Below are 25,793 nucleotides of genomic sequence, written 5' to 3' on the forward strand. Positions count from 1 at the left end.
CGCCGCGGACCCGCTCCCGGAGCCGGGGCGGGTCCGCGGGACGGTCGGGCTCAGCCGTACTGGCGCTCGTCGCGCACCTCGCGCTGGTGCTTGTCGGAGATCTTCTCGCGGTGCCGGCGCAGCTGGGCCACCAGCTTGTCGAACAGGGTGTCGATGGAGGCGTACATGTCGGCCTCGGCCGCTTCCGCGTGGAAGGTGGCGCCGTTGGCCTTCAGCGTGCCGTCCGCGCGCTGCTGGAGCTTGTCCAGCGAGAGCACGACGGTGAGGCTCAGCAGGCGGTCGTCGAGGCGGGTCAGCCGGTCGAGCTTCGCGGCCGCGTGCTCACGCAGGGCCGGGGTGACTTCGATCTGCTGGCCACTGAGTTGGAATTGCATAGGCGCCTCCTGTGGTGTGCCGCCGTGGCGGCGTGGTTCCGGTGCGCCGGTATCGGCGCGCCTTGAAGCGACTCGATCTTCCTTATTGGGACGTTTTGCGCATGGGCAAGTTCCGCGCTGCGGTCAGCTTGCCCGCATGCGTTCGTTGGAGCTGGGTATGCGCAAGGCCTCCCGGTATTTGGCGACGGTGCGGCGGGCCACCTGGATGCCCTTGCGGCGCAGTTCCTCGGCCAGCGCCTGGTCGGACAGCGGCCGGCGCGCATCCTCCGCGTCGACCAGCTTGCGCAGCATGGCCTGGATCGCCGTGGCCGAGGCGCTGCCGCCGTCCTCGGTGGACACGCCGCTGGAGAAGAAGTGCTTCAGCTCGAAGGTGCCGCGCGGCGTGTGGATGTACTTGCGCGTGGTGACGCGCGAGATGGTGGATTCGTGCATGCCCACCTCCTCGGCCACCTCGCGCAGCACCAGCGGGTGCATCGCCTCGGGGCCGTAGTCGAGGAAGGCGCTCTGCCGGCGCACGATCGCCTCGGCCACCTTGAGCAGGGTCTCGGCGCGCGATTCCAGGCTCTTCAGCAGCCAGCGCGCCTCCTGCAGCTGGCCGCGCATCCAGTTCGCGTCGTTGCCGCGCGCCTGCGCGATCAGGCTGCAGTAGTGCTGGTTGAGGCCCAGCCGGGGCTGGCTGTCGGGGTTGAGGCTGACCTGCCAGCGGTGGCCGATCTTGCGCGCGTAGACGTCGGGCGCGACGTATTCCACCGGGGTGGCGTCCAGCGCGGCGCCGGGGCGCGGGTCGAGGCTGCGGATCAGCGCGGCGGCGGCGGCGGTCTCGTCCTCGTCGGCGCGCAGGCGCCGGGCCAGGCGGGGGATGTCGTTGCGCGCCAGCAGGTCCAGTTCGTGTTCCACGATGCGCAGGGCCAGCCCGCGCTGCGGGGTGGCGTCGGGGTCGAACTGCTCGAGCTGCACGCGCAGGCAGTCGCGCAGGTTCAGGCTGGCCACGCCGGTGGGGTCGAAGCGCTGCAGCTGGCGGCGCACCGATTCCACCTCGTCGAGGCTGGCGTGCAGGTCGGCCGGCAGCGCGGCGAGCACGGATTCCAGGCCTTCAGCCAGGTAGCCGTCGTCGTTCAGCGCGTCGATCAGCACGGTGGCGATGGCGCGCTGGCGCGCATCGAACGGGCTGAGGTTGAGCTGCCACAGCAGGTGTTCCTGCAGCGTCTCGGGCGCGGCGTTCTGGGGCTCCAGGCCTTCGTCGTCGCGGCCGTTGGCGGCGCTGCCGGTGCGGACGCTGGAGAAGTCGATCGGCTCCTCGGCGGTGCCCTCGGATTCGGCCCACTCGCCCTCGCCGTCGCCGGTGCTGTCGGCCGCCGGATCCGGCGCGGGCGCGGCGGCGAAGTCGCCCTCGTCGCCGGGCTCGGCGTCCTCGGCGAATTCCAGCAGCGGGTTGCTCTCCGCCAGCTGGCGCAATTCGGCCTCCAGCTCCAGCTGGGACAGCTGCAACAGACGGATGGCCTGCTGCAGTTGAGGCGTCAGGGCGAGCTGCTGGTTGAGGCGGAACTGCAGTGCGGTTTTCATTACCCGCCGGGCGACATGGAACTGGCTTCCATCGTAACCCTTCGCCACCGGGGCGGCCATAGCCGCGCGGATCGCCGGCGCGCGGAAGGGTGGCGGCGTGAACGGGCTCTCACGCGGCGTGCGAAGCGCTCCGCGGTGCGCTCAGAGGCGAAACTCGCGGCCCAGGTAGACCTCGCGCACCTTCTCGTCGGCGAGGATGTGCGCCGGCGTGCCGCGCGACAGCACCTCGCCGTCGTTCAGGATGTAGGCGCGGTCGCAGATGCCCAGCGTCTCGCGCACGTTGTGGTCGGTGATCAGCACGCCGATGCCGCGTTCCTTGAGGTGGCGCACGATGCGCTGGATCTCGCCCACCGAGATCGGGTCGACGCCGGCGAACGGCTCGTCCAGCAGCATGTAGCGCGGGTTGGCAGCCAGCGCGCGGGCGATCTCCACGCGGCGGCGCTCGCCGCCGGAGAGGCTGACGCCCTTCTGCTCGGCGATGTGCGCGATCTTCAGCTCGTCCAGCAGGCTTTCCAGCTCGGCGGCGCGCTTGCGCGCGTCCAGGTCCTCGCGCAGTTCGAGCACGGCGAGGATGTTGTCGGACACGCTGAGGCGGCGGAACACCGAGGCTTCCTGCGGCAGGTAGCCGATGCCGAGCCTGGCGCGTGCGTGCATCGGCAGGCCGGTGATGTCCTGCTTGTCGAGCTTGATGGTGCCGCCGTCGGCCTCGATCAGGCCCACCACCATGTAGAAGCAGGTGGTCTTGCCGGCGCCGTTGGGACCGAGCAGACCCACCACCTCGCCCTGGCGGATGGAGAACCCGAAATCGCGCACCACCTGGCGCGCGCGGAAACGCTTCTGCAGGCCTTCGGCGGACAGCATGGGTCAGCGCTGCCCCTGCGGCGCGACGGAAGCGGCCGGCGCCGGCGTGGACGTGGCGCCGGCGTGCTGCCTGGGCAGGAAGGTCATGTGCACGCGGCCATCGCTGCCGCTGACGCCGGTCATCTCGCTGGTCTCGGTATTGTAGGTGAGGGTGTCGCCGTGCGCCTCGCCGCGGCCCTTCTGCTGGACGAAGGCGTTGCCGGTCAGCACCGCCACGCCGGTGTCGTTGTTGTAGTCGAGCTTGGCGGCGTTGCCGATCATCAGGTTGCCGCTGTCGTCCAGCTGCTGGATGTGCGCGGGCGTGCCGGTGACCACGATGTGGTCCACGTTCTGGTCGGCGTCGAAGTGCACGGTCGCCTTGTCGCCGGTGACCTTCATGGTGCCCTGGGTGATCACCACGTTGCCGTACAGGGTGGCGGTGCTGTTGGGCGCGTACTTGCCGTCGAAGCGGTTCGCGTTCTCCACGTTCATCGGCTTCTGGCGGTCATCCCTGCGCGCCAGCGCCGGCTGCAGCATGAGCAGGCCCAGCGCGATCGCGCCGAGGCGAAGCAGGCCGCGGGTGCGGGACGAAGGTGCCGTGGACGTCATGGAGCAGCTCCAGGTGATTGTCGTCGAGTTCGGCGCGCATGCCGACGCCGTTCATTCTACTGGCGCCCTGCGTCATCTGCGCCGGTGCCTCGGTTTCCATGCGGTTTTCCTTGGGAAACGCGGTGACGTCGGCGGTGTCCAGGGTCGCCTCCGGCGTGTCGCCGAAGGCGGGGCGGCGCATGTGCACGGGGCCCTGCAGCTTGAGCAGGGTGCCGGTGTGGTTCACCCAGCCGTACAGCGAGTCGCCCTGCCAGTCGGGCACGCCCGGGTTCTTCGAGGCCAGCACGAAGCGCGGCGAGATGATGTAGAGCGACTCGTCGCCCTCGCGGCGGTCCAGCCGCGGTGCGCGCATGCTGAAGCTGGGCCGGCCCTGCGGGTCGTACGACCACATGTGGAAGTCGGTGAGGGTGTAGCCCGAGCGCGGCGGGCCCACGAAATCGTTGGCCTTCGGGCTGGGCGCGATCCACCACAGCACGGCCTGCAGCGCGCCGGCGGCCAGCGCCAGCAGCACGATGCCGGTGGCCAGCTTGCGGTCGCGCAGGTAGTCGCGCAGGCGCGCGAGCGGGCTCACCGCCAGCGCTCCCGTTCGGCACCGGCCTTGCCCTGGGCGTGCAGGATCAGGTCGCACACCTCGCGCGCCGCGCCCATGCCGCCGGCCAGGCGGGTCTGCCAGTGCGCGGCCTCGGCCACCCACGGGTGCGCGTTGGCCACCGCCACGGCGAGGCCGGCCACGCGCATGGGGGGCAGGTCGGGCAGGTCGTCGCCGACGAAGGCGGCGTGCTCCGGCGCCAGCCCCAGCGCTTCCAGCAACTGCAGCAGGCAGGCGCGCTTGTCGCCCTGGCCCTGGTAGACGTGGGCGATCTCCAGTTCCTCGGCGCGCAATGCCACCGGATGGCTGATCCGGGCGGTGATGAAGGCCACCTGCATGCCGTTGGCCTGCAGCCGCTTCAGGCCCAGGCCGTCGTGGACGTGGAATACCTTGGTCTCGCGGCCGTCCTCGCCGTACCACAGGCGGCCGTCGGTGAGGGTGCCATCCACGTCGAAGGCGACCAGGCGGACCCGGGCGGCGCGGGCGAGCAGGTCGGCGGGCAGGTCGGCGAGGTAGCGGGACATGCGGGAGCCGTCAGACCACGCGGGCGCGCAGCAGGTCGTGGATGTTCAGCGCACCGACCACGCGCTCCGCCTCGTCCACCACCAGCAGGGCGTGGATCTGGTGCTTTTCCATCAACTGCGCGGCCTCGATCGCCAGCTTGTCGGCGCCGATCGCCTTGGGGTTGCGGGTCATCAGCTCGGCCACCTTCGCGTTGCGCAGGTCCACGCCGTCGTCGTCCAGCGCGCGGCGCAGGTCGCCGTCGGTGAACACGCCGAGCAGGCGGCGGTCGGCATCGACCACGGCGGTCATGCCCAGGTGCTTGCGGGTCATCTCCACCAGCGCCTCGGTGAGGCTGGCGTCCGGCGCCACCGCGGGGATGCCGTCGCCGGTGTGCATCACGTCGGCGATGTGCAGCAGCAGGCGGCGGCCCAGGCTGCCGGCCGGGTGCGAGCGGGCGAAGTCCTCCGAGGTGAAGCCGCGCGCCTCCAGCAGCGCGATCGCCAGCGCGTCGCCCATCACCAGCGCCGCGGTGGTGCTGGCGGTGGGGGCCAGGCCCAGCGGGCAGGCCTCGGCGGAGATGCTGACGTCCAGGTGCACGTCGGCCTGCTGCGCCAGCGAGGACGCCGGGTTGCCGGTGAGCGCGATCAGCGGGATGCCCTGGCGCTTGATCACCGGCAGGATGAACAGCACCTCGTCGGTCTCGCCCGAGTTGGACAGCGCCAGCACGATGTCCTGCGGCAGGATCATGCCCAGGTCGCCGTGGCTGGCCTCGCCGGGATGCACGTAGAACGCCGGGGTGCCGGTGGAGGCCAGGGTGGCGGCGATCTTGCGCCCGATGTGGCCGGACTTGCCCATGCCGGTGACCACCAGCCGCCCCTGGCAGCCCAGGATCAGCCGGCAGGCGTCGACGAACCCGGCGCCGATGCGCGGCTCCAGCGCGCGGATCGCCGCCGCCTCGGTGGCGATGACGGTGCGCGCGCTGCGCACGATGGCACCGGCGTCCATCGGCGTGGTGCGGGCGGTGGCGACGGGTGCGTTCATGCGTCCTCTGGGGGCGTGGGGCGGGACAGGCGGGCCGGGAACGTGTCGTTTCTGCGGCCGCGGATTTCCATTAACATGGCATATTCCCATTCTATCGTGATGCCCGACGCCGATGGCTGCCGTTGCGGGAGCCGGCGTTCAGGATCACCCCCGGCGGACGACCGATGGACGCAGCCAGCATCCAGGCAATGATCGAGCAGGGCCTGCCCGGCGCCCGCGCGGACGTGCGGGGCGACGACGGCGTGCACTTCGAGGCCGAGGTGGTGGCCGCGCAGTTCGCCGGCAAGCTGCCGCTGGCGCGGCACCGGCTGGTCTACGCCACCCTGGGCGAGCTGATGGGCGGGGCGATCCACGCGCTCGCGCTGAAGACGCTGACGCCCGAGGAAGCCGCCGGGCGCCGCTGACGGCTGCCGCGGGTTCCCGGGCCCACATACATTCTGCAAGGACAACGATGGCCAAGATCCTCATCAGCGGCGGCGTGCCGCTCCAGGGCGAAGTCGGCATCTCCGGCGCCAAGAACGCCGTGCTGCCGATCCTCGCCGGCTGCCTGCTGGCCGACGAGCCGGTGACGATCAGCAACGTGCCGCACCTGCACGACGTCACCACCACCATGGAACTGCTCGGCCAGATGGGCGTGCAGCTGGTGCTGGACGACCGCATGAAGATCCAGGTCGACCCGCGCCCCGCCGACCGCTACTTCGCCCCGTACGAGCTGGTGAAGACCATGCGCGCCTCGATCCTGGTGCTGGGGCCGCTGGTGGCGCGCTTCGGCCAGGCCGAGGTCTCGCTGCCCGGCGGCTGCCAGATCGGCTCGCGCCCGGTCGACCAGCACATCCGCGGCCTGCAGGCGCTGGGCGCCGACATCGTGGTGGAAAACGGCTACATCAAGGCGAAGGCGAAGCGGCTGAAGGGCGCGCGCATCGCCATGGACATGGTCACCGTCACCGGCACCGAGAACATCATGATGGCGGCGGCGCTGGCCTCCGGCACCACGGTGATCGAGAACGCCGCGCAGGAGCCGGAGGTGGTCGACCTGGCGCACTGCCTGGTGGCGATGGGCGCGCAGATCGAGGGCGCCGGCACCTCCACCATGACCATCCACGGGGTGGAACGCCTGCACGGCGCCGAGTACGAGGTGCTGCCCGACCGCATCGAGACCGGCACCTTCCTGGTCGGCGCCGCGATGACCGGCGGCAAGGTGCGCGCCCGCGGCGCCCGCGCCGACACCCTGGACGCGGTGCTGGCCAAGCTGGAGGAGGCCGGCGCGCACATCGCCACCGGCCCGGACTGGATCGAGCTGGACATGGGCGGCCGCCGGCCGAAGGCGGTCAACCTCACCACCGCGCCGTACCCCGCGTTCCCCACCGACATGCAGGCGCAGTTCACCGCGCTCAACTGCGTGGCCGAGGGCGTGGGCGTGATCACCGAGACGGTGTTCGAGAACCGCTTCATGCACGCCCACGAGCTGCAGCGCCTGGGCGCCGACATCCGCCTCGAGGGCAACGCCGCGATCATCCAGGGCGTCGATCACATGAGCGGCGCGCCGATCATGGCCACCGACCTGCGCGCCAGCGCCTGCCTGGTGCTGGCCGGCCTGGTGGCGCAGGGCGACACCACGGTCGATCGCGTCTACCACATCGACCGCGGCTACGAGAACATCGAGGAGAAGCTCGGCGTGCTGGGGGCGAGGATCCGCCGCCTGCCGAGCTGAAAGCCGGCGCGCCACGCCACGCAGGCGGCGCCAGAATTTCGCCTACGGCTGGCGGTAGCCGGTCAGTTCCAGGGTGAGGTCGCCGCCATCGCTCTGCGACAGCTTCACCGGCACCGGGTACTTCTTCGGCGCGTACCAGGCGTCGAACGGCTTGTCCGAATCGGTGCGCGCCACGCGCTCGGCCTGGTAGCTGCCGGCCGGCACCTGCACCGTTTCCTCGCCCTTCACCTGGAAGCGCTGCTGTTCCACCCGCTGCTTCACGCCCACCGGGACGGTCACGCTGCGCTTGCCGTCCTGCAGCGCCAGGCCCAGCGCCAGCGGCAGCGCGTTGCGGTCCACCATGCCGGGTGCGGTGGGGTAGTCGAACGACTTGCCGTTGTCGGTCACGCTGACCCGGTGCGCGTTCCAGTCCGCGACGAGGTGGCGCTGCCTGCGCTTGATCGCCGCCTCCATCCGGTAGTCGTAGCCGAGCGTCTCGGGCATGCCGCCGGTCCAGCGCAGGCGGCTGCTTTCGCTGGAACTGGCGCCCAGCATCGCGGCCAGTCCGGAGGTGCCCTCGATGCGGTTGCTGTAGTCGTAGGTGCCCTGGCCATCGGCCTTGAACTGGATGGTGGCCTGGCCGATCGCCTCGCCGCCGCGCAGCACGCGGTAGGTGGCGGTGAACGGCGCCGGCGGGTCGGCCGCGAACGCGGCGGTGGCGGCGAGGGCCAGCGCGAGGCCGGCGGCGAACGGGTGGAAGCGGCGATGGCGTGTCATTCGGCCGAGTCTACGCGGCCCACCTGAACGCGGCGTGGAAATCAGGGAGCCAGCCGGTCGCCATCCAGGCGCAGCGGCCGCGCCAGCGGGCGGCCGTCCAGCGTCACGCCGTCCACGCCCAGGGCCAGCCGGCGTTCGGCGATCAGCCGCACCACCGCCGGCAGCAGGCGGTGTTCCAGCGGCAGCAGGCGGGCGGCGAGCGCGTCCTCGTCGTCACCCGTCTCGACGGCCAGCCGCGCCTGTGCGATCAGCGGGCCGCCGTCCAGTTCGGCGGTGACGAAGTGCACGCTGGCGCCGTGCTCGACGTCGCCGGCGTCCAGCGCGCGGCGGTGCGTGTGCAGGCCGCGGTATTTCGGCAGCAGCGAGGGGTGGATGTTGACGATGCGCCCGGCCCACGCCGACAGCGCCGCGCCGTCGATGATGCGCATGAAGCCGGCCAGCACCAGCAGCCCGGCGCCGCTGGCGGCGATGCGGCCGAACAGGTCGAGGTCGTAGGCGCGGCGGTCGGGGTAGCCCTTCGGCGACAGCGCCAGGGTGGGGATGCCGGCCGCCTCGGCCAGGCGCAGCGCGCCGGCATCGGCCTTGTCGCTGGCGACGAGGGTGAACTCCACCGGCAGGCTGCCGGCGTCGCGCGCGGCGATCAGCGCGGCGAGGTTGCTGCCGCGGCCGGAGGCGAGGACGGCGATGCGGAGGGGGGCGGTCATGGATGCGTCTGCCTGAATCCGTTCTCCCTGAGCGTAGGCGCATCGCGCCGGAGTCGAAGGGCCCTTCGACTTCGACCCTTCGGGTCTACGCTCAGGGCGAACGGGGATGGATGGATTTCAGCCGATGTGGACGCGCTCGTCGCCCGCCGCCTTCACCACCTCGCCGATCACCCGGCTGGCCAGCCCGTGCCTCGCCAGCAGCACCGCGGCGGCGTCCACGGCGTCCCGCGGCAGGATCACGGTGAAGCCCACGCCGCAGTTGAAGGTGCGCCACATTTCCTCGCGCGCCACCTTGCCTTCGCGCTGCAGCCAGTCGAACACCGGCGGCAATTCGATGGCGGCGGCGTCGAGGGCGAGGCCGAGGCCGTCGGGCACCACGCGGATGATGTTTTCCTTCAGTCCGCCGCCGGTGATGTGCGCCATGCCGTGGATGGCCGGGCCCTGGGTGGCCAGCAGGTCCAGCATGGGCTTCACGTAGATGGTGGTGGGGGCCATCAGCGCGTCGGCCAGGGTCGTGCCGCCCAGGTCGAGGTCCAGCGGGTGGCCTGCGCGCTCGAGGATCCTGCGGACCAGCGAGTAGCCGTTCGAATGCGGGCCGCTGGAGGCCACGCCGAGGACCGCGTCGCCGGCGACGACGGCTTCGCCGGTGAGCATGCCGGCCTTCTCCACCGCGCCCACGGTGAAGCCGGCCAGGTCGTACTCGCCGGGCGGGTACATGTCGGGCATCTCGGCGGTCTCGCCGCCGATCAGGGCGCAGCCGGCCAGCTCGCAACCCTTGGCGATGCCGCCCACCACCGCGGCGGCGGTGTCCACGTCCAGCCTGCCGGTGGCGAAGTAGTCGAGGAAGAACAGCGGCTCGGCGCCCTGCACCAGCACGTCGTTCACGCACATGCCGACCAGGTCGATGCCGATGGTGTCGTGGCGGCCGAGCTGCTGCGCCAGCTTCAGCTTGGTGCCCACGCCGTCGGTGCCGGAGACCAGCACCGGCTCGCGATACCTGTTGCCCAGCGCGAACAGGCCGCCGAAGCCGCCCAGCCCGCCCATCACCTCCGGGCGGAAGGTGCGCCTGACCAGCGGCTTGATGCGTTCGACGAGGGCGTTGCCGGCGTCGATGTCGACTCCGGCGGCGCGATAGGTGAGGGCGTCGGACATGGCGGGGAACCGGCCTGGAAAACGCGTAATGATAGACGTTGGGGGCCGGATTGGGCAGACTTCGGTCGAGTTTCCCCCAAGGTCCATCCCCATGCGCCTGCCGCGTCCGCTGATCGCCTTCCTGCTGCTGGGCCTGGCCGCGCTGGCGCCGCTGGGCGCGTTCGGCCAGGCGTCGTCGCCGTATTCCGTCACCGTGCCGGTGCCCGACACCAGCGAGGCGCAGCGCGACCAGGCCTTCGCCACCGCGCTGACGCAGGTGCTGGCGCGGATCTCCGGCGGCCAGGACCTGCGCGGCAAGCCCGGCTACGACGACGCGCTCAAGAACGCCCCCGGCATGGTGCAGCAGTACCAGTACCAGCGTGCCGGCGGCAACCCGCCGGGCCTGCTGCTGCAGGCCACCTTCGACAGCGGCGCGGTGCGCCGCACGATCGCCCAGATGGGCGCCAGCAGCGCGGGCGTGAAGCCGCCGGTGCTGCTGGTGGTGCAGGGCGCCGACGGCAAGCCGCTGGGCAAGGACGCGCTGGCGCCGCTGGCCTCGGCCGCCGGCCAGCGCGGCTACGAGGTCGTCTACGCGGACGATCCCTCGCAGCTGCCCGCGTTCGACAAGCTGGCCGCGGCCGATCCCGGGGCGCTGGCGGCGGTGTCAGCCCGCTACCGCACCGGCCTGGTGCTGCTGGGCCGGCTGCATGACGGCGGTGCCGACTGGACCCTGGTCAACGGCGGCCAGACGCAGCAGTGGAGCGACCAGGCCAGCGGCGATGCCCTGCTGGCGGACGCCGGCAATGCCGTGGCCGACCGCGTCGGCCGCCGCCTGAACGTGATCGGCGCCGGCACGGTGGAAGGCAAGCTGTGGGTGACCGGGCTGAATTCGGCACGGGACTACGCCGGCCTGCTGGCCGCGCTGCGCGCCGATCCCTCCGTGCAGGCCGTGACCACCGTGGGCGCGCAGGACGACGGCGCCCTGCTCGACGTGAAGGCCGGCCTGCCGCTGCCGGCGCTGGCGGCGGAACTGGCCGCCGGCGGCCATCTGCTGGAAAGCCACGAGCCGCACGCCGGCGCCGACGCCAGCCTGCGCTGGCTGCACTGAGCGCGGAGCCGGGGCGGTGCCGGCCGCATCGCGCTCGCCCTGGCGGCACCTGCCCAACGCCATTTCGCTGCTGCGCATCGCGCTGGTCGCGCCGATCGCGTGGTTGCTGCTGGCGCGCGCCTGGTTGCCGGCGCTGGGGTTGATCGCGCTGGCCGGCGTCTCCGACGGGGTCGATGGCTTCCTGGCGCGCCGCTGCGGCTGGCAGAGCCGCCTGGGCGGCGTGCTGGACGGATTGGCCGACAAGCTGCTGCTGGTCGCCTGCTTCGTGCTGCTGGCCTGGACGGGCGTGGCGCCGGCCTGGCTGGCCTGGGCGGTATGCCTGCGCGACGCCAGCATCGGGGCCGGCGCGCTGCTGTGGCGGGTGCTGGTGGGGCCGCTGCAGCCGCAGCCCAGCCGGCTGTCGAAGGCCTGCACGGTGCTGCAGATCCTCTACCTGCTGGACGTGCTGCTGGACGCCGCGGGCTGGCCGGCGCCGCCGTCGACGCCGCTGGCGTGGCTGGTGGCCGCGCTATGCGCGGCGAGCTGGCTGGACTACGCGTGGAGCTGGTCGCGCCGTGCGTGGCGTGCCTCCCGCGAACGCTGACAGGCGCCCGGCATATAAGCGACACTTGGATACCGTACCGACGACGGACCGTACCCGCATGCACCACGACCCCTCGCGCGACATCGCCCGCCGCTGGCAGCTGCTGGCCATCGCCGCGGTGCTGCTCGGCCTGGTCTGGCTGCTGGCGCCGGTGATCATGCCGTTCGCCATCGCCGCCATGCTGGCCTACCTCGGCGACCCGCTGGCCGACCGGCTGGAGCGCCTGGGCCTGGGGCGCACGCTGGCGGTGAGCATCGTGTTCGTGGTGCTGCTGCTGCTGACGGCCGGCGCGTTGCTGCTGCTGGTGCCGCTGATCGCGCGGCAGGTGCAGAACGTGGTGGAGAATTTCCCGCGCTACCTGGAATGGACGCGCGACACCGCGCTGCCCTGGCTGCAGCACAAGCTGCACCTGGACCCGCACGCGCTCGACACCGACCGCCTGATGGCCATGCTGAAGGAGCACATCGGCTCGGTGGGCAGCGTGCTGGGCAAGCTGTCGCGCTCGGGCGTGGGCGCGGTGATGTGGCTGACCAACCTGGTGCTGATCCCGGTGGTGGCGTTCTACCTGCTGCGCGACTGGGACCGCCTGGTGGCGTGGATCGACCGCATGCTGCCGCGTTCGATCCAGCCGACCGTGGCGCACCTGGCGCGCGAATCCGACGCCGTGCTCGGCGCCTTCGTGCGTGGCCAGCTGCTGGTGATGCTGGCGCTGGGCGTGTTCTACGGCGCCGGCCTGGGGCTGGTGGGGCTGTCGGTGGGGCCGCTGATCGGCATGGTCGCCGGCCTGCTCAGCTTCGTGCCGTACCTCGGCTTCATCACCGGCTTCGGCGCCGCGATCATCGCCGTGCTGGTGCAGTACGGCGACTGGACCCACCTGTTGCTGGTGTGCGGCGTGTTCGTCGTCGGCCAGTTGCTGGAGGGCTACGTGCTGGTGCCACGGCTGGTGGGCGAGAAGATCGGCCTGCACCCGGTAGCGGTGATCTTCGCGGTGCTGGCCGGCGGCTACCTGTTCGGCTTCCTGGGCGTGCTGCTGGCGCTGCCGGCGGCGTCGGTGATCCTGGTGCTGCTGCGCTACCTCAACGAGCGCTACCAGCAGAGCGGGCTGTACACCGAGCCAGGGCCGGAGGACCCGGTGCTGGCCGAGGTGGACGTCACCGTGACCACGCCCGATGGCCAGCAGGGCACGGCCAGTGTGGTGGCAAGGGCCGACGACGACGGGGACGCCGGCGCTTCGCGATGATCCCGCAGCTCCCGCTCGCCCTGCGCTGGCCGCGCCGCCAGCGCTTCGACCATTTCCATGCCGGTGCCAATGCCGCCGCGCTGGCCGCCGTCGAGGCGCTGGCGCGCGCGCCGGGCGCGCCGTGGGTGTACCTGCACGGCCCTGCCGGCAGCGGCAAGAGCCACCTGCTGGTGGCGGCTTGCCAGGCCGCCGGCGCCACCGGCCGTACCGTGCAGTACCTGCCGCTGGCGACGCTGGCCGACCGCGCCGCCGCCCTGCGCGGCGTGGCCGGCAGCGCGCTGCTGGCGCTGGACGACCTCGGCGCCATCGCCGGCGAGCGCGGGGCGGAGCACGCGCTGTTCGACCTCTACAACCGCGCGAAGGCCGAAGGCGCGGCGCTGCTGTTCGCGGCCGGGGCGGCGCCGGCGCAGCTGGGCCTGGGACTGCCCGACCTGCGTTCGCGCCTGGGCGCCTGCACCCAGTTCGCGCTGAAGCCGCTGGACGACGGCGAACGCCGCGACGTGCTGAAGCGCCAGGCCGCCGCGCGAGGCATCGAACTGGACGACGCGGTGTTGGACTGGCTGTTCGCCCGCCACACCCGCGACCTGGGCGCGCTGCTGGACCTGCTGGACCGGCTCGACCGCGCCTCGCTGGCGGCGCAGCGCCGCATCACCGTGCCGTTCCTGCGCGGTTTCCTGCGCGAGGCGGGGGCGGACTGACCGGGAGAATCGCCATGGCATCGTTCCGATCGGGCTTTCTGGCATGCGTTGCCGCCATGGGCATGGCCACCGCCGGCGCCGGGCAGGCGCGGCCGGGCACGCAGGCGGCTTACCCGCCGGTGTTCACGGGGACCTACGCGATCCGCATTTGCCACGGCGCCTGCATGGAATCCAATCGGCCGTTCCGCACTGGCACGCTGGTCTTGCTGGGCCAGCCCGTGCGAGACCGGCGGGGGCACGTGCTGCGCGTGTCCATGGAGACCCGGCCGGCCAACGGTTGCTTTGTCCTCGCCGCTGCCGGGGAGCGCCCGGTTCGCGGCTGGATCGCGTGGAGCCCGCAGCGGGACAGCGCGGATGCCATCAGCTTCCAGCTGTACCGCTCGCCCGATGGCGGCTATGGGGTCTGGCTGAAGCTCTCCGCCGCCGGCCTGGAAGGGAGAGGCTCGGTCTGGGGCGGCGCCGTGGACGAGACCGTGCATGCAACGGACGACCACGCGCCGCTGCCGTTCGACGGCATCGTGGCCGAGCGCGTCGGCGACGCCGACCCGGCCCTTTGCCCGGTACCGGCGCAGGCATCCGGCTAGTCGCCCGAGTCCTCGGCCTCCTTGCCCTTGTCGACCAGTTCGCGCACGCGCTGGCCGCCCTTGTGGCCGAGTTCGGAATAGCCTTCCGGGCCCAGCTGTTCCCTGCGGATCTCGCCGCCCTTGTGGCCGCCTTTCTGCCCGGCCTCGCGGACCGTCATGTCGCCCTGGTCGTGGTGCTGCCTGTCGTTGCTGGCCATGATCTTCTCCCGTCGGAGCGGCCGCGTCGGCGGCGCGGCCGCGGGGTTCATTCGTGGTGGCGGCCTTCGCCGCGGCGCTCGGCCTCGTGGCCTTCCTCGACCAGCTGGCGTTCGCGCTGGCCACCCTTGTGGCCGCCTTTCTGGCCGGCTTCGCGCACGGTCATGTCGCCGCGACCCTCGTCTTCGCGGGCGGCGTGCCGACCCTGGTCGGCAGGGTGCTTGTCGGGATTCATTCGGGTACTCCTGTGACTGCCTCATCGGCAAGACAGGGCTTTGCAAGGCGGATGCCAGTGGTCCGGGTGCGGCGTGGCGCGGGTTGCGCCGGCATGGCGGCAACCCGCGCGGGAAAAACATTCCGGGCCGGAAAGTTGTGCCGGCATGGCGGCGGAAGGCGCCGGGGCGCCTTCCGGGCGGACGATCAGGCCTTCAGCAGGCCCGGGGTGGCGTGCGCGCCGATCGTCTCCGTCATCGCCTTGGCCACCGGCAGGTTGCCGGCGATCAGGTGGCCGCTGGCGGGCAGGCCGTCGCGGCCGGCGAAGTCGCCGTAGCGGCCGCCGGCCTCGTGCACCAGCAGCACGCCGGCGGCCATGTCCCAGGGCTTGAGGCCCAGTTCGAAATAGCCGTCGTAGCGGCCGGCGGCGGTGTAGGCCAGGTCCAGCGCGGCGGAGCCGGAACGGCGGATGTCCTCGGCCTGGGCGAGCAGGGCGCGGGTCATCGCGAGCTGGGCGTCCAGGTGCGCGCGCTGGCGGTAGGGGAAGCCGGTGGCGATCATCGCGCCGCCCAGGCCCTCGCGCTTGCTGACGCGGATGCGGCGGTCGTTGAGGTAGGCGCCATCGCCCTTGCTGGCGGTGTACAGCTCGTTGCGCAGCGGGTCGAACACCACGCCGTAGACCGGCACGCCCTTTTCCACCAGGGCGATGGACACGGAGAAGTGCGGGATGCCGCGCAGGTAGTTGTGGGTGCCGTCGAGCGGGTCGATCACCCAGGTGAGCGGGCTCTTGCCGATGGCGCCGCCTTCCTCGCCGAGGATGGCGTGGTCGGGGTAGGCGCGGCGCAGTTCCTTGACGATCTCGGCCTCGGCCAGGCGGTCGACCTCGGAGGCGAAGTCCATGCGCTGCTTCTCGACGACGTTGAGGCCGTCGATGCGGTTCATGTAGCGCAGGATCACGTTGCCGGCGGCACGCGCGGCGCGCACCGCGATGGTGATGGCGGGTCGGGTCATGGCTTCGGCTTTTCGAAAGAACGGGTTGCGGCCGGCGATTCTAGCAGAGGCGGGGCGTTTCCGGCTCGCCCGCGGCGGGGCGGGCGGGGCTTGGGCTATGCTCGTGGGCTGTCCCGAACCGATCCGCCGCCCATGAATCCTGCCGTCGACCTGGCCCCCCTGTTCCGTTTCGTGCTGGTGCGCACCTCGCACCCGGGCAACATCGGCAGCGCGGCGCGGGCGATCCGCACCATGGGTTTCGCCCGGATGGAACTGGTGGCGCCGCACCGCTTTCCCGACCGCGAGGCGGACGCGCTGGCCGCCGGCGCCGACGACGTGCTGGCCGGCGCCGGCGTGCATGCCGGGCTGGTCGAGGGCCTGGCCGGCAGCACCTTCGCGCTGGGGCTGTCCGCGCGCCGGCGCGGGATCAACCTGCCGGAGCTGTCGCCGCGCGAGGGCGCGGCCCAGGCGCGGGCCGCCGCCCTGCGCGGCGAGCAGGTGGCGCTGGTGTTTGGCAACGAACGCACCGGACTGGAGAACGACGAACTGGCGCGCTGCCACGCGATGGTGCGCATCCCCAGCGTGGAGGACTTCAGCTCGCTGAACCTGTCGCAGGCGGTGCAGGTGATGGCCTACGAACTGCGCATGGCGCTGCTGGGTGGCGAGGCGCCGCCCGCGCCGCCGGAGCACGACCACCCGCCCGCCGACGCGGCGAAGATGGAGCGCTTCTACGAACACCTGGCGCAGACCCTGGACGACATCGACTTCCACAAGGGCCGCTCGCCGGAGACCATCATGCTGCGCCTGCGCAAGCTGTTCCAGCGGGCCCAGCCGGACGAGCGCGAGCTGCGCGTGCTGCACGGCATCCTGGCGGATGCGCAGCGGATGGCGACGCTGGCGGGCGAGGGGCGGCGGGGCTGAAAAGTGGTGCCTGGCCCCCTCTGCCGTTCTCCCTGAGCGCAGGCCGCCAGGCCGAAGTCGAAGGGCGCGTGCGCCATGGCCCTTCGACTCCGCTTCGCTACGCCCAGAGGGAACCGGGAACCTGGGAGGCAGACGGTAAGGCGGTCGTTCAGCCGGTCTCTTCGTCGCCGGCCTCCGCGGCCGCCGGCGCCAGCGTCACCAGCAGCTTGTCGATGCGCGCACCGTCCAGGTCCATCACCTCGAAGCGGATGCCCTGCCACGCATAGGTCTCGCCGACCTGGGGGATATGGCCCAGCGCGGTCATCACCATGCCCGCGGCGGTGTGGAAGTCGTGTTCCTGCTCGCCGGGCAGGCGGTCCACCTTGAGCAGCTCGCGCAGGTCGTCGGTGGGCAGGCTGCCGTCCACCAGCCAGCTGCCGTCGGCGCGCTGCACGATCGGCGCGCTTTCCTCGCCGCCGCCGTGGCCGAGCTGGCTGGCGCCGACGACCGCGGCGAGCAGGTCGTTCAGCGTGACCAGGCCCTCGATGTCGCCGTATTCGTCCACCACCAGCGCCATCGGCGTCTCGGCGTCGCGGAACTCCTCCAGCAGGTCCAGCGCGCGCGCGGTGGCCGGCACGTAGAGCGGCTTGGCCAGGGTGCGGAACAGCTCGGGCGCGCCCTGGGCGATGCCGCCCAGCAGGCTCTTCACCTCCAGCACGCCGACGATGTCGCTCTCGTCGCCGCGGAACACCGGGTAGCGCGAGTAGGGCGTGTCGTGCATCACCTGCACGTTCTCGCCGCGCGGCGCGGCGATGTCCAGCCAGGCGATCCGCTTGCGCGGGGTCATCACGCTGTCCACGGCGCGGTCGCCGAGGCGCAGCACGCGGTTCACCATCGCCTGCTCGTCCATGTCGAGCACGCCCTGTTCGGCGCTCTCGGCCACCAGCAGGCGGATTTCCTCCTCGGTCACTGCATCGCGGCCCTTGGTGCTGATGCGCAGCAGGCGCAGCAGCAGGCCGCTGGACGCGTTGAGCAGCCACACGAACGGTGCGGTGGCGCGCGACAGCACCAGCATCGGCATCGCCACGTAGCCGGAGACCCGTTCCGGGGCGGCCAGCGCCAGCCGCTTGGGCAGCAGCTCGCCCACCACGATCTGGATGAAGGAGATCAGCACGAAGCCGAGCACGATGCCGACGACCCGTGCGTAGGGCGCCAGCCAGACCAGGCCGTGGCCGTGGCCGTGCAGCAGCGTGGCGATGTGGCCGCCCAGCGCGTCGCCGGCCACCGCGCCGGTGATCAGCATCACCAGGGTGATGCCGACCTGCACGGTGGAAAGGAAGCGTTCCGGCGCCTCCGCGTGGCGCAGCGCCATGCGGGCGTTGCGGCTGGTGCGGGCCATCTGCTTGAGGCGGCTCTTGCGCGAGGCCACCAGCGCCATCTCCGACAGCGCGAAGAAACCGTTGCAAAGGGCCAGGACGAAGACGAGCGCGATTTCGGTCAGCATCGCGACGGGCAGGGACGGGGCGACATGGGCGAGAGTGTAAGGCCTGCCGCGGCGGCCTTCACCCCGCGCCCGCGGCATTCCGTGACGGCGCGCAATGGTGCGGTGCAGGGTAACTGTCCTGTAACATCGCGCCATTCCGACCGCCAGGCGCAGCCCGCATGTTTTCACTGCAGACCATCTTCGGCAAAGGCGACAAGTTCTATGACCTGCTCGAACGCAGCGCCGACGCCGCCCACGAAAGCGCCAGGGCCCTGCACGGACTGGTGACCCAGGCCGACCACACCCCGGTGATGGCGGAGTTCGCCGCCGCGCGGGCGCGCGAGAAGGCGCTGGCCACGCAGATCAGCGAGGAACTGGTGAACACCTTCGTCACCGCGCTGGACCGCGAGGACATCGAGGCGCTGAACACGGCGCTGTACAAGATCCCCAAGACGGTGGAGAAGTTCGCCGAGCGCTACGACATCGTGGCCTTCCGCCTCGCCGGCGTGGATTTCGCCCAGCGCGCGCTGGTGCTGGAGCGCTCCTGCGCAGTGGTGCGCGAGATGATCGGCGAGCTGCGCCGCGGCCTGCGCATCGACCCGGTGAAGAAGCTGCAGGACCGCCTGCAGACGCTGGAGTCGGAAGGCGATCGCATGCTGCTGGCGCCGTACCGCACGCTGTACGTGGAAGGCAACGACGCCATGCGCGCGATGCTGGCGAAGGACCTGTTCGAGCTGCTCGAGAAGGCCATCGACAAGTGCCGCGACGTCGGCAACATCGTCTATTCGATCGTGCTGAAGAACTCCTGAGGCCGCCGCGATGAGCCTCGGTCTGGTCGTGGTGGTGGTGCTGATCGCGCTGGCCTTCACCTACATCAACGGTTTCCACGACACCGCCAACTCCATCGCCACGGTGGTGGCGACCAAGGTGCTTTCGCCGGGCCAGGCGGTGCTGCTGGCGGCGGTCACCAACATGATCGGCGCGCTGTGGGGCACCGCGGTGGCCGCCACCATCGCCGCGGGCATCGTCAACACCGGCATGGTCGAGGCCGGGCCGCAGCTGCTGGTGTGCGCGCTGCTGGCGGCGATCGCGTGGAACCTCCTCACCTGGTGGTTCGGCCTGCCGTCCAGTTCCAGCCACGCGCTGGTGGGCGCGCTGGTGGGCGCGGCCATCGCCAGCGCGGGCGGCGACTTCGGCGCGGTGATCTGGTCGCAGGGCGGCGCGCACTGGTGGGAAGGGCACGGCGTGATTCCCAAGGTGGTGGTGCCGATGGTGGTGTCGCCGCTGATGGGCTTCGCCCTCGGCTTCGTGCTGATGGGCGCGCTGTACGCGCTGCTGGCGTGGTTCTCGCGCCGCACCGGCTTCCTGCACCGCTTCGGACGCACGCCGTTCGTCAACGGCTTCTTCGGCAAGGCGCAGATCGCCTCGGCCAGCGCGATGGGCCTGGCGCACGGCATGAACGACGCGCAGAAGAGCATGGGCATCATCGCGCTGGCGCTCGCCGGCGCCACCGCGGCGGGGCAGTTCGACCACCTGCCGGTCTGGCTGCACTTCCTGCGCATCCAGGGATCGGCGAACGGCGGCTTCGCGGTGCCGGCGTGGGTGGCGGTGGTGTGCGCGCTGACCATGGCGGCCGGCACCGCCGGCGGCGGCTGGCGCATCATCAAGACGCTGGGCCACAAGATGGTGCGGCTGCATCCGATCAACGGCTTCGCCGCCGAGGGCAGCTCGGCGCTGGTGATCCTGGTGGCCTCGGTGTTCGGCCTGCCGGTGTCCACCACCCACGTGGTGTCGTCCTCGATCATGGGCGTGGGCGCGGCGAAGCGTTCCAACGCGATCCGCTGGTCGGTGGTGCAGCGCATGGTGTGGGCGTGGATCCTGACCCTGCCGATCACCGCGCTGATCGCGTTCGGCTTCGTGCGGCTGGCGCAGTGGCTGGCGTGAACGATGCCTAGAGGCTGTCGCCGCCGTCGGCGATGGCGCGTTCGAGCTGGTCGCCGAGCACGCCCAGCTCGCCGATCAGGCGACTGAGGTCGGCCTCGTCCAGCAGCTCGTAGGGGCGGTTCTCGCACAGGTGCAGGAACGGCGAACCGTCCAGGTCGGCCACCGCCAGGAAACCGCAGCGCTGCTCCCAGTTGAAGCGCAGGCAGCGGCGCGGGTCGACGCCAGCCAGCGGCCCGACCGGGGTGGATACGCGCAGGTAGCGGCGGCCGTCCTCGCCTTCCAGCTCGGCCAGGTAGATGCCCTGGTGGCGGCCGTCCGGCAGGCGCAGGTCGAAGCTGATCAGGTAGGGATCGTTCTGGCGCAGCGCGTAGAGGCTGCCGACGTGGGAGCGCACGGCTTCGAAATGGTGCATGCGGTGCTCCCTGGTGGCCGGCCCGGCCGGCGATGCGCCGATGGTAACCTGTCGCCACCCATGCCCCAAGCCGCCGCCATGCAGGACAGCCACGCCCGCGTCTACGCTGCCATCGCCGCCATCCCGCCCGGGCGCGTCGCCAGTTACGGCGCCATCGCCGCCCGCGCCGGCCTGCCGGGGCGGGCGCGGCTGGTGGGCAAGCTGCTGGGCGAGGTGCCCGACGGCATGGAGTTGCCCTGGTTCCGCGTGCTGCGCGCCAGCGGCGAGATCGCGCTGCCGAAGGGCAGCCGCGGCTTCCGCGAACAGTGCCGGCGGCTGCGCGCGGAAGGCGTGGAGGTGACGAACGGCCGCGTGGCGCTCGGCGCGTTCGGCCTGGACGCGGATGTCGACCGTGCGCTGTGGGGCATGCCCGGCTTCTGAAGCGCCCTTGACCGACATGACCCGGCGGCGCGCGCCGATCGGTGCGCCGGCCGGGTTTGCTAGCATGCGTGCGATGCCTTCCTCGCCCCTCGACATCCTCCACAGCGTTTTCGGCTACTCCAGCTTCCGCGGCCAGCAGCAAGCCATCGTCGAGCACGTGGCCGAAGGCGGCGACGCGCTGGTGCTGATGCCCACCGGCGGCGGCAAGTCGCTGTGCTACCAGATCCCCGCGCTGCTGCGGCAGGGCACCGGCATCGTGGTGTCGCCGCTGATCGCGCTGATGCAGGACCAGGTGGACGCGCTGCGCGCGGCGGGCGTGGCGGCGGCCTACCTCAACTCCAGCCTCGACGCGCCGGCGCAGCGCGAGGTGGAGCGGCAACTGCTGGCGGGCGAGCTGGACCTGCTCTACGTGGCGCCGGAGCGCCTGCTCACCGGGCGCTTCCTCGGCCTGCTGGAGCAGACCGGGGCGGCGCTGTTCGCGATCGACGAGGCGCACTGCGTGTCGCAATGGGGCCACGACTTCCGCCCCGAGTACCGCGAACTCACCGTGCTGCACGAGCGCTTCCCGCACGTGCCGCGCATCGCGCTCACCGCCACCGCCGACCCGCGCACGCGCGAGGAGATCGTGGAGCGGCTGGCGCTGGCGGGCGCGCGCCAGTTCGTCTCCAGCTTCGACCGGCCCAACATCCGCTACCGCGTGACGCTGAAGCACAACCCGCGCACGCAGCTGATGCAGTTCCTCGACGGCCACCGCGGCGAGGCCGGCATCGTGTACGCGCTCAGCCGCAAGAAGGTGGACGACACCGCGGCGTGGCTGGCCGAGGCCGGCATCGAGGCCTTGCCGTACCACGCGGGCCTGGATGCCGCCACGCGCGCGAGGAACCAGCAGCGCTTCCTGCGCGAGGACGGCGTGGTGATGGTGGCCACGGTGGCCTTCGGCATGGGCATCGACAAGCCCGACGTGCGCTTCGTGGCGCACCTCGACCTGCCGCGCAGCATGGAAGGCTATTACCAGGAGACCGGGCGCGCGGGCCGCGACGGCCTGCCCGCCGAGGCGTGGATGATCTACGGCCTCGCCGACGTGGTGACGATGAGCCAGATGATCGCGCAGTCCGAATCGGCGGACGAGCGCAAGCGCATCGAACGGCAGAAGCTGGAATCGCTGCTGGCCTACGCCGAGGCCACGCGCTGCCGCCGCGAGCTGCTGCTGGGCGCGTTCGGTGAGGATTACCACGGCCCCTGCGGCCGCTGCGACAACTGCGTGGAGCCGCCGAAGACCTGGGACGCCACCGTGCCCGCGCAGAAGGCGCTGTCGGCGGTGTACCGCAGCGGCCAGCGCTTCGGCGCCGGCCACGTCATCGACATCCTGCGCGGCGTGGACAACGAGCGCATGGTCCAGCTCGGCCACGACCGGCTCAGCACCTTCGGCATCGGCGCCGACATGGACGAGAAAGGGTGGCGTTCGGTGTTCCGCCAGCTGCTCGCCGCGGGCCTGCTCGCCACCGACGCGGAAGGCTACGGCACGCTGCGGCTCACCGCGGCCAGCCGCGACGTGCTGTTAGGGAAGCAGGACGTGCACCTGCGCGAGGATGCGAAGCCGGTACGCTCCGCGCGGCGGCGGCGCGACAGCCAGCTGGTCACCGGCGCCAACCTCGGCATCGAGGCCTACGAGCAGCCGCTGTGGGACGCCTTGCGCGCCCTGCGCACGCAGCTGGCGCGCCAGCAGGGCGTGCCGCCCTACGTGGTGTTCCACGATGCCACCTTGCTGGCGATGCTGCGCGCGATGCCTGCCAACGAGGACGAGCTCGCCCAGGTCAGCGGCGTGGGCGAGGCCAAGCTCAAGCGCTACGGGCGCGATTTCCTGGCCGTGATCAACGCGGCGGAGTGAGGCGCCCGCGGTGGCGCGCTTGTGCGCGTCACCGGATGTCCTTACAACGGTGGTCGCGCCGGCCGGCGCCGCGAGCACGGAAACCGCCACCGAGGACCGCCCATGCACGAAGCACCGCTCATCGCCACCCTCGTCAGCGGCATCGTGCTGGCCTTCGTGTTCGCCGCGCTGGCGCACCGGCTGAAGCTGCCCGCGCTGGCTGGCTACCTGCTGGCCGGCGTGGTGGTGGGCCCGTTCACCCCGGGCTACGTGGCGGACGGCCATATCGCGCACGAGCTGGCCGAGGTCGGCGTGGTGCTGCTGATGTTCGGCGTGGGCCTGCACTTCTCGCTGAAGGACCTGCTGTCGGTGAAGTCCATCGCGATCCCGGGCGCGCTGGGCCAGATGGCGGTGGCCACCGTGCTGGGCCTGCTGCTGGGCTGGGCGCTGGGCTGGCCGTTCGCGCAGGGCTTCGTGTTCGGCCTGGCGCTGTCGGTGGCCAGCACGGTGGTGCTGCTGCGCGCGATGGAGGAGCGCCGGCTGATGGAGACCGAGCGCGGCCGCATCGCGGTGGGCTGGCTGATCGTGGAGGATCTCGCGATGGTGCTGGCGCTGGTGCTGCTGCCCGCGGTGGGCGGCGCGCTGGCCGCGGGGCAGGGCGTCTCGTTCGCCGCGCTGGCCGGCACGGTGGGTCTGGCGATCGGCAAGGTGGCGCTGTTCGTGGCCTTGATGCTGCTGGTGGGCAAGCGGCTGATCCCGTGGATACTCGCGCGGGTGGCGATCAGCGGTTCGCGCGAGCTGTTCCGCCTCGCGGTGCTGGCGATCGCGCTGGGGGTGGCGTTCGGCGTGGCCGGCGTGTTCGGCGTGTCGTTCGAGCTGGGCGCGTTCTTCGCAGGCATGATGATGGGCGAGTCGAAGCTGGCGCACGACGCGGCCGAGGAGACGCTGCCGCTGCGCGATGCGTTCGCGGTGCTGTTCTTCGTCTCCATCGGCATGCTGTTCAACTACCGCGTGGTGCTGACCGAGCCGCTGGTGGTGCTGGCGGCGCTGGCGATCATCGTGCTGGGCAAGTCGCTGGCGGCGCTGGGCATCGTGCTCGCGTTCAAGCGGCCACCGCGCACCGCACTCACCATCGCGGTGAGCCTGGCGCAGATCGGCGAGTTCTCCTTCATCCTGATCGGGGTGGGCGTGGCCCAGCAGATGGTGTCGAAGGAGGCGCAGGACGTGCTGCTGGCCGCGGCGATCGTGTCGATCCTGCTCAACCCGCTGCTGTTCAAGCTGCTCGACCGGGCCAGGCCGTGGCTGGATGCGCGCGAGGCGGCGCAGGTGGCGGCGGATGCGGTGGCGGTCGTCGCCGACGAACCCGCCCCCGAGCGCGCCGATGACCTGGCTGGCCACGTCGTGGTGGTGGGCTACGGCCGGGTCGGTCGCCTGCTGTGTGGGGAACTGCTCGGCCGTGGCAGTCCGCTGCTGGTGATGGAGATGGAAAGCGAGCGCATCGAGGAATTGCGTGCACGAGGCATTCGCACCGTCTCCGGCCATGCCGCGCGCGACGAGGCGCTGGCCGCCGCCAATCTGGCCCATGCCGCCGCGCTGCTGGTGACCGCGCCGGACGCGTTCGAGGCGGGCGAGATCGTGCGCGTGGCGCGCCAGCTCAATCCGCGCCTGCTGATTCTGGCGCGCGCCGGCTCCAGCGCCGCCGCCGCGCACCTGCGCGGGCTGGGCGCGGACCTGGTGGTGTCCGGAGAGCACGAGATGGCGCGCAGCATGCTCGAGCGCCTGGACGCCGTGCCTTCAGGCCATGAACAGGCGGGCTCCGTGGCCGCTCAATAGGCCGCGCACCAGCGCGGCAGCAGGACGCGCGACACGTGCGCCAGCGGCGCCTCGGCATGGCGGCGCCAGGCGTCCAGCGTCAGCGGCAGGCGCGCCTGCGGCCACGCATGGCGCAGGGCGGCGAGCGCGTCTTCGGCGGAGTCGTGGCGGCCGCACTCGAGGCGGTCGTGCAGCGCGCGCCAGCGGCGGCCGTGCTGGACGATGCGGAACAATCCGACTTTCGATGGGAACACGTACTGGGTGGTGGGCATGGCGGCATCCTCCATGAGGGTGGATGCAGCATGCCGCGCGGCGATGACGCGGCCGTTGCCGCGCCGGGTCGGCCCGATGGCGATGGGGTGGCGTGGCGATGGCCCGGAGATCGTGAACAGGCTCTCAGCGCGCCCGGCAATCCATGCCGCGGGCCGATGCGATGGTTTCGCCGGATTTCAGCGGAGCCAGCGTGGCCTGGCGCAGACCCTTCGCCCACCACTGCCAGCCATCGCCGACGTAGCGCGCGCCGTCCGCGGAGATGGCCTGGCGCAGGCGATGGCTCCGGCCGTCCAGCACCAGCACGGCGCTGTCGCGGTCGGGATAGGCGGCTTGCACCTGGCGACCGTCGCTGCAGGTGTAGGTGACGGTCGGGGTGACGGACTGGCCCAGGCGGTGGCAGGCGGCCAGCAGCAGGGCGGCGGCGAACGGCAGGGCGCGGCATGCGGTCATCGGACAGGCTCCATGCCGGACGGCGGCAGCATCGCGGCGAGCGCGTGATGCTGGGTCGTCGCGGCCATTGGCGGGATATTGCATCGAGCAATGCTACTGCTGCGCGGCGGCCGGCTGGAAAGGCTTGATGGCATAGGCGGGCGGCTGGTCGCCCGGGCCGCAGACCTGACCGGCGAAGGCGGCGGACAGCATGCGCCCGTCCACGACCACGCCGAGGTAGGCGGGCGCGAGGCAGCGCCCATGTTCGTAGACGTCGCCGGAGACCCAGCGCATTGCGCTTTCCACCTGCGCGCCCGGCGCCAGCAGCAATGCCGCCGCCGGCGCCTGTTCGGGTTGCGCCACGGTGCGCAGCGGCTGGTGCGAGGCGTCCAGGAACACCGCCTCGGGCAGGGCCGGCAGGCTGCAGGGCGAGATGCCCGCGTTGCGCAGCACCAGCATGGTGCCGGAATGCGACATGCCGTCGAACATGCCGTCGCGCCGGTCGAGTTCGAAGGCGAGCTGGTCGGCGGTGCAGGCAGCGGAAGCGGTGGAAGGCGCGGCTGGCCCGGCGCCCGTTTGGGGCCCGGGGCCGGATGTCCGGGAGCAGCCTGCCACGGCCAGTGCGAGCCAGAGGGCGGGCGTCGTGAGCGTGAAGGTTCTGTGCATGTCGCGCGGGTTCCATCGGGCCAGCCGGCACTGTAACCGGGCCGATGGGTGAACGCCGCGTGGAGGCAGGCTGGCGGCAGGCTGTCGCCGGTGCAGCCGCAGGCAGAGTGCAGCCCTGGAGCACACACGGACGCCACGATCCGGTGCTACATTC

At 71.8% G+C, this 25,793-nt stretch carries 31 protein-coding genes; 13 read left to right on the top strand and 18 right to left on the bottom strand.

Annotation, left to right across the window (positions count from 1 at the left end; translation table 11 throughout):
* Positions 1 to 50 precede the first annotated feature (50 nt).
* The 7 genes from raiA to QMK61_RS05510 form a co-directional block, all read right to left on the bottom strand.
* Positions 51 to 374: a ribosome-associated translation inhibitor RaiA gene (raiA, locus tag QMK61_RS05480; protein ID WP_302071026.1), complete on the bottom strand. Its 324-nt coding sequence runs from the start codon at positions 372 to 374 to the stop codon at positions 51 to 53.
* Between the two features lie 123 nt (positions 375 to 497).
* Entirely contained in the window at positions 498 to 1,937 is a 1,440-nt protein-coding gene (locus tag QMK61_RS05485; RefSeq protein WP_302071028.1) for an RNA polymerase factor sigma-54, read from the bottom strand.
* 141 nt (positions 1,938 to 2,078) lie between these two features.
* Positions 2,079 to 2,798, bottom strand: a complete 720-nt coding sequence (gene lptB / locus QMK61_RS05490) for an LPS export ABC transporter ATP-binding protein (protein WP_302071029.1) — start codon at positions 2,796 to 2,798, stop codon at positions 2,079 to 2,081.
* 3 nt (positions 2,799 to 2,801) lie between these two features.
* A complete protein-coding gene (gene lptA / locus QMK61_RS05495) occupies positions 2,802 to 3,314 on the bottom strand; it encodes a lipopolysaccharide transport periplasmic protein LptA (protein WP_302071172.1) in 513 nt (170 codons plus the stop codon).
* Positions 3,283 to 3,957: an LPS export ABC transporter periplasmic protein LptC gene (lptC, locus tag QMK61_RS05500; protein WP_345783615.1), complete on the bottom strand. Its 675-nt coding sequence runs from the start codon at positions 3,955 to 3,957 to the stop codon at positions 3,283 to 3,285. Before lptC ends, lptA begins: the two co-directional genes overlap by 32 nt.
* Positions 3,954 to 4,499: an HAD hydrolase family protein gene (locus tag QMK61_RS05505; RefSeq protein WP_302071031.1), complete on the bottom strand. Its 546-nt coding sequence runs from the start codon at positions 4,497 to 4,499 to the stop codon at positions 3,954 to 3,956. Before QMK61_RS05505 ends, lptC begins: the two co-directional genes overlap by 4 nt.
* A gap of 10 nt (positions 4,500 to 4,509) precedes the next feature.
* Complete coding sequence (locus QMK61_RS05510) at positions 4,510 to 5,484, bottom strand: KpsF/GutQ family sugar-phosphate isomerase (protein WP_302071174.1); 975 nt, start codon at positions 5,482 to 5,484, stop codon at positions 4,510 to 4,512.
* Between the two features lie 200 nt (positions 5,485 to 5,684).
* Here QMK61_RS05510 and QMK61_RS05515 point away from each other — a divergent pair, with 200 nt between their 5' ends.
* Complete coding sequence (locus QMK61_RS05515) at positions 5,685 to 5,924, top strand: BolA/IbaG family iron-sulfur metabolism protein (RefSeq protein ID WP_302071032.1); 240 nt, start codon at positions 5,685 to 5,687, stop codon at positions 5,922 to 5,924.
* A 47-nt stretch (positions 5,925 to 5,971) separates the two neighbouring features.
* A complete protein-coding gene (gene murA / locus QMK61_RS05520; protein ID WP_302071034.1) occupies positions 5,972 to 7,231 on the top strand; it encodes a UDP-N-acetylglucosamine 1-carboxyvinyltransferase in 1,260 nt (419 codons plus the stop codon).
* Positions 7,232 to 7,273: 42 nt separating this feature from the next.
* Here murA and QMK61_RS05525 read toward each other — a convergent pair whose 3' ends face one another.
* The 3 genes from QMK61_RS05525 to purM form a co-directional block, all read right to left on the bottom strand.
* On the bottom strand, positions 7,274 to 7,987 hold the full coding sequence (locus QMK61_RS05525; RefSeq protein WP_302071035.1) for a DUF6134 family protein: 714 nt from the start codon (positions 7,985 to 7,987) through the stop codon (positions 7,274 to 7,276).
* 41 nt (positions 7,988 to 8,028) lie between these two features.
* Entirely contained in the window at positions 8,029 to 8,691 is a 663-nt protein-coding gene (gene purN / locus QMK61_RS05530; protein ID WP_302071036.1) for a phosphoribosylglycinamide formyltransferase, read from the bottom strand.
* Positions 8,692 to 8,808: 117 nt separating this feature from the next.
* Complete coding sequence (purM, locus tag QMK61_RS05535) at positions 8,809 to 9,843, bottom strand: phosphoribosylformylglycinamidine cyclo-ligase (protein ID WP_302071037.1); 1,035 nt, start codon at positions 9,841 to 9,843, stop codon at positions 8,809 to 8,811.
* A gap of 91 nt (positions 9,844 to 9,934) precedes the next feature.
* Here purM and QMK61_RS05540 point away from each other — a divergent pair, with 91 nt between their 5' ends.
* From QMK61_RS05540 to QMK61_RS05560, 5 genes are read left to right on the top strand one after another with little or no spacing between them, the layout of a single operon-like run.
* Positions 9,935 to 10,930 (top strand): DUF2066 domain-containing protein, encoded by a 996-nt coding sequence (locus tag QMK61_RS05540; protein WP_302071038.1) that lies wholly within the window; start codon positions 9,935 to 9,937, stop codon positions 10,928 to 10,930.
* Positions 10,931 to 10,946: 16 nt separating this feature from the next.
* Positions 10,947 to 11,513: a CDP-alcohol phosphatidyltransferase family protein gene (locus QMK61_RS05545; protein ID WP_302071039.1), complete on the top strand. Its 567-nt coding sequence runs from the start codon at positions 10,947 to 10,949 to the stop codon at positions 11,511 to 11,513.
* A gap of 58 nt (positions 11,514 to 11,571) precedes the next feature.
* Complete coding sequence (locus QMK61_RS05550; protein ID WP_302071040.1) at positions 11,572 to 12,753, top strand: AI-2E family transporter; 1,182 nt, start codon at positions 11,572 to 11,574, stop codon at positions 12,751 to 12,753.
* Positions 12,750 to 13,451, top strand: a complete 702-nt coding sequence (gene hda, locus QMK61_RS05555; protein WP_302071041.1) for a DnaA regulatory inactivator Hda — start codon at positions 12,750 to 12,752, stop codon at positions 13,449 to 13,451. Before QMK61_RS05550 ends, hda begins: the two co-directional genes overlap by 4 nt.
* A 14-nt stretch (positions 13,452 to 13,465) precedes the next feature.
* The gene (locus QMK61_RS05560) at positions 13,466 to 14,035 is read left to right on the top strand and encodes a hypothetical protein (RefSeq protein WP_302071042.1); all 570 of its coding nucleotides are present in this window, start codon (positions 13,466 to 13,468) and stop codon (positions 14,033 to 14,035) included.
* Here QMK61_RS05560 and QMK61_RS05565 read toward each other — a convergent pair.
* The 3 genes from QMK61_RS05565 to QMK61_RS05575 form a co-directional block, all read right to left on the bottom strand.
* The gene (locus QMK61_RS05565; protein ID WP_302071043.1) at positions 14,032 to 14,232 is read right to left on the bottom strand and encodes a hypothetical protein; all 201 of its coding nucleotides are present in this window, start codon (positions 14,230 to 14,232) and stop codon (positions 14,032 to 14,034) included. The two genes, QMK61_RS05560 and QMK61_RS05565, sit on opposite strands and share 4 nt — an antisense overlap.
* Before the next feature lie 47 nt (positions 14,233 to 14,279).
* Positions 14,280 to 14,465 (bottom strand): hypothetical protein, encoded by a 186-nt coding sequence (locus QMK61_RS05570; RefSeq protein WP_302071044.1) that lies wholly within the window; start codon positions 14,463 to 14,465, stop codon positions 14,280 to 14,282.
* 185 nt (positions 14,466 to 14,650) lie between these two features.
* Positions 14,651 to 15,454 (bottom strand): inositol monophosphatase family protein, encoded by an 804-nt coding sequence (locus QMK61_RS05575; protein ID WP_302071046.1) that lies wholly within the window; start codon positions 15,452 to 15,454, stop codon positions 14,651 to 14,653.
* Between the two features lie 132 nt (positions 15,455 to 15,586).
* Here QMK61_RS05575 and QMK61_RS05580 point away from each other — a divergent pair, with 132 nt between their 5' ends.
* Positions 15,587 to 16,354 (top strand): RNA methyltransferase, encoded by a 768-nt coding sequence (locus QMK61_RS05580; RefSeq protein WP_302071047.1) that lies wholly within the window; start codon positions 15,587 to 15,589, stop codon positions 16,352 to 16,354.
* 148 nt (positions 16,355 to 16,502) lie between these two features.
* Here the strand turns inward: QMK61_RS05580 and QMK61_RS05585 are convergent, their stop codons facing one another.
* A complete protein-coding gene (locus tag QMK61_RS05585) occupies positions 16,503 to 17,837 on the bottom strand; it encodes a hemolysin family protein (protein WP_302071048.1) in 1,335 nt (444 codons plus the stop codon).
* Positions 17,838 to 17,995: 158 nt separating this feature from the next.
* On the opposite strand from QMK61_RS05585, the gene QMK61_RS05590 reads away from it, so the two are divergent.
* Both QMK61_RS05590 and QMK61_RS05595 read left to right on the top strand, forming a co-directional pair.
* On the top strand, positions 17,996 to 18,625 hold the full coding sequence (locus tag QMK61_RS05590; protein WP_302071051.1) for a pit accessory protein: 630 nt from the start codon (positions 17,996 to 17,998) through the stop codon (positions 18,623 to 18,625).
* 10 nt (positions 18,626 to 18,635) lie between these two features.
* Positions 18,636 to 19,760, top strand: a complete 1,125-nt coding sequence (locus QMK61_RS05595) for an inorganic phosphate transporter (RefSeq protein ID WP_302071052.1) — start codon at positions 18,636 to 18,638, stop codon at positions 19,758 to 19,760.
* Positions 19,761 to 19,767: 7 nt separating this feature from the next.
* Here the strand turns inward: QMK61_RS05595 and QMK61_RS05600 are convergent, their stop codons facing one another.
* Entirely contained in the window at positions 19,768 to 20,172 is a 405-nt protein-coding gene (locus QMK61_RS05600; RefSeq protein ID WP_302071053.1) for a hypothetical protein, read from the bottom strand.
* A gap of 78 nt (positions 20,173 to 20,250) precedes the next feature.
* On the opposite strand from QMK61_RS05600, the gene QMK61_RS05605 reads away from it, so the two are divergent.
* From QMK61_RS05605 to ybaL, 3 genes are all read left to right on the top strand, one after another.
* Positions 20,251 to 20,592, top strand: a complete 342-nt coding sequence (locus tag QMK61_RS05605) for an MGMT family protein (RefSeq protein WP_302071175.1) — start codon at positions 20,251 to 20,253, stop codon at positions 20,590 to 20,592.
* Positions 20,593 to 20,665: 73 nt separating this feature from the next.
* Positions 20,666 to 22,480, top strand: coding sequence for a DNA helicase RecQ (gene recQ, locus QMK61_RS05610; protein ID WP_302071054.1), 1,815 nt, complete (start codon positions 20,666 to 20,668; stop codon positions 22,478 to 22,480).
* A 102-nt stretch (positions 22,481 to 22,582) separates the two neighbouring features.
* A complete protein-coding gene (gene ybaL, locus QMK61_RS05615) occupies positions 22,583 to 24,292 on the top strand; it encodes a YbaL family putative K(+) efflux transporter (RefSeq protein ID WP_302071056.1) in 1,710 nt (569 codons plus the stop codon).
* On the opposite strand, the gene QMK61_RS05620 is transcribed toward ybaL, so the two are convergent.
* The 3 genes from QMK61_RS05620 to QMK61_RS05630 all read right to left on the bottom strand — a co-directional run bounded on the left by QMK61_RS05620 (position 24,286) and on the right by QMK61_RS05630 (position 25,639).
* A complete protein-coding gene (locus QMK61_RS05620; protein ID WP_302071057.1) occupies positions 24,286 to 24,543 on the bottom strand; it encodes a hypothetical protein in 258 nt (85 codons plus the stop codon). The two genes, ybaL and QMK61_RS05620, sit on opposite strands and share 7 nt — an antisense overlap.
* Positions 24,544 to 24,667: 124 nt before the next feature.
* A complete protein-coding gene (locus QMK61_RS05625) occupies positions 24,668 to 24,994 on the bottom strand; it encodes an MliC family protein (protein ID WP_302071058.1) in 327 nt (108 codons plus the stop codon).
* 93 nt (positions 24,995 to 25,087) lie between these two features.
* The gene (locus QMK61_RS05630) at positions 25,088 to 25,639 is read right to left on the bottom strand and encodes a DUF4232 domain-containing protein (RefSeq protein WP_302071059.1); all 552 of its coding nucleotides are present in this window, start codon (positions 25,637 to 25,639) and stop codon (positions 25,088 to 25,090) included.
* Positions 25,640 to 25,793 lie beyond the last annotated feature (154 nt).

Origin of the sequence: Fulvimonas sp. R45, from assembly GCF_030504985.1 — a bacterium.
Lineage (GTDB): Bacteria > Pseudomonadota > Gammaproteobacteria > Xanthomonadales > Rhodanobacteraceae > Rhodanobacter_A.

Bases quoted from the DNA above. Each gene is read 5' to 3' on its own strand.
- lptA (WP_302071172.1), bottom strand. From the start codon at position 3,314: ATGCTGCAGCCGGCGCTGGCGCGCAGGGATGACCGCCAGAAGCCGATG.
- QMK61_RS05570 (WP_302071044.1), bottom strand. From the start codon at position 14,465: ATGAATCCCGACAAGCACCCTGCCGACCAGGGTCGGCACGCCGCCCGC.
- purN (WP_302071036.1), bottom strand. From the start codon at position 8,691: ATGACCGCCCCCCTCCGCATCGCCGTCCTCGCCTCCGGCCGCGGCAGC.
- recQ (WP_302071054.1), top strand. From the start codon at position 20,666: ATGCCTTCCTCGCCCCTCGACATCCTCCACAGCGTTTTCGGCTACTCC.
- lptB (WP_302071029.1), bottom strand. From the start codon at position 2,798: ATGCTGTCCGCCGAAGGCCTGCAGAAGCGTTTCCGCGCGCGCCAGGTG.
- QMK61_RS05620 (WP_302071057.1), bottom strand. From the start codon at position 24,543: ATGCCCACCACCCAGTACGTGTTCCCATCGAAAGTCGGATTGTTCCGC.
- purM (WP_302071037.1), bottom strand. From the start codon at position 9,843: ATGTCCGACGCCCTCACCTATCGCGCCGCCGGAGTCGACATCGACGCC.
- QMK61_RS05510 (WP_302071174.1), bottom strand. From the start codon at position 5,484: ATGGACGCCGGTGCCATCGTGCGCAGCGCGCGCACCGTCATCGCCACC.
- QMK61_RS05625 (WP_302071058.1), bottom strand. From the start codon at position 24,994: ATGACCGCATGCCGCGCCCTGCCGTTCGCCGCCGCCCTGCTGCTGGCC.
- QMK61_RS05485 (WP_302071028.1), bottom strand. From the start codon at position 1,937: ATGAAAACCGCACTGCAGTTCCGCCTCAACCAGCAGCTCGCCCTGACG.
- raiA (WP_302071026.1), bottom strand. From the start codon at position 374: ATGCAATTCCAACTCAGTGGCCAGCAGATCGAAGTCACCCCGGCCCTG.
- QMK61_RS05585 (WP_302071048.1), bottom strand. From the start codon at position 17,837: ATGCTGACCGAAATCGCGCTCGTCTTCGTCCTGGCCCTTTGCAACGGT.
- ybaL (WP_302071056.1), top strand. From the start codon at position 22,583: ATGCACGAAGCACCGCTCATCGCCACCCTCGTCAGCGGCATCGTGCTG.
- QMK61_RS05515 (WP_302071032.1), top strand. From the start codon at position 5,685: ATGGACGCAGCCAGCATCCAGGCAATGATCGAGCAGGGCCTGCCCGGC.
- QMK61_RS05560 (WP_302071042.1), top strand. From the start codon at position 13,466: ATGGCATCGTTCCGATCGGGCTTTCTGGCATGCGTTGCCGCCATGGGC.
- QMK61_RS05630 (WP_302071059.1), bottom strand. From the start codon at position 25,639: ATGCACAGAACCTTCACGCTCACGACGCCCGCCCTCTGGCTCGCACTG.
- murA (WP_302071034.1), top strand. From the start codon at position 5,972: ATGGCCAAGATCCTCATCAGCGGCGGCGTGCCGCTCCAGGGCGAAGTC.
- QMK61_RS05565 (WP_302071043.1), bottom strand. From the start codon at position 14,232: ATGGCCAGCAACGACAGGCAGCACCACGACCAGGGCGACATGACGGTC.
- QMK61_RS05580 (WP_302071047.1), top strand. From the start codon at position 15,587: ATGAATCCTGCCGTCGACCTGGCCCCCCTGTTCCGTTTCGTGCTGGTG.
- QMK61_RS05550 (WP_302071040.1), top strand. From the start codon at position 11,572: ATGCACCACGACCCCTCGCGCGACATCGCCCGCCGCTGGCAGCTGCTG.
- hda (WP_302071041.1), top strand. From the start codon at position 12,750: ATGATCCCGCAGCTCCCGCTCGCCCTGCGCTGGCCGCGCCGCCAGCGC.
- QMK61_RS05540 (WP_302071038.1), top strand. From the start codon at position 9,935: ATGCGCCTGCCGCGTCCGCTGATCGCCTTCCTGCTGCTGGGCCTGGCC.
- QMK61_RS05600 (WP_302071053.1), bottom strand. From the start codon at position 20,172: ATGCACCATTTCGAAGCCGTGCGCTCCCACGTCGGCAGCCTCTACGCG.
- QMK61_RS05525 (WP_302071035.1), bottom strand. From the start codon at position 7,987: ATGACACGCCATCGCCGCTTCCACCCGTTCGCCGCCGGCCTCGCGCTG.
- QMK61_RS05595 (WP_302071052.1), top strand. From the start codon at position 18,636: ATGAGCCTCGGTCTGGTCGTGGTGGTGGTGCTGATCGCGCTGGCCTTC.
- QMK61_RS05590 (WP_302071051.1), top strand. From the start codon at position 17,996: ATGTTTTCACTGCAGACCATCTTCGGCAAAGGCGACAAGTTCTATGAC.
- QMK61_RS05605 (WP_302071175.1), top strand. From the start codon at position 20,251: ATGCAGGACAGCCACGCCCGCGTCTACGCTGCCATCGCCGCCATCCCG.
- QMK61_RS05505 (WP_302071031.1), bottom strand. From the start codon at position 4,499: ATGTCCCGCTACCTCGCCGACCTGCCCGCCGACCTGCTCGCCCGCGCC.
- QMK61_RS05575 (WP_302071046.1), bottom strand. From the start codon at position 15,454: ATGACCCGACCCGCCATCACCATCGCGGTGCGCGCCGCGCGTGCCGCC.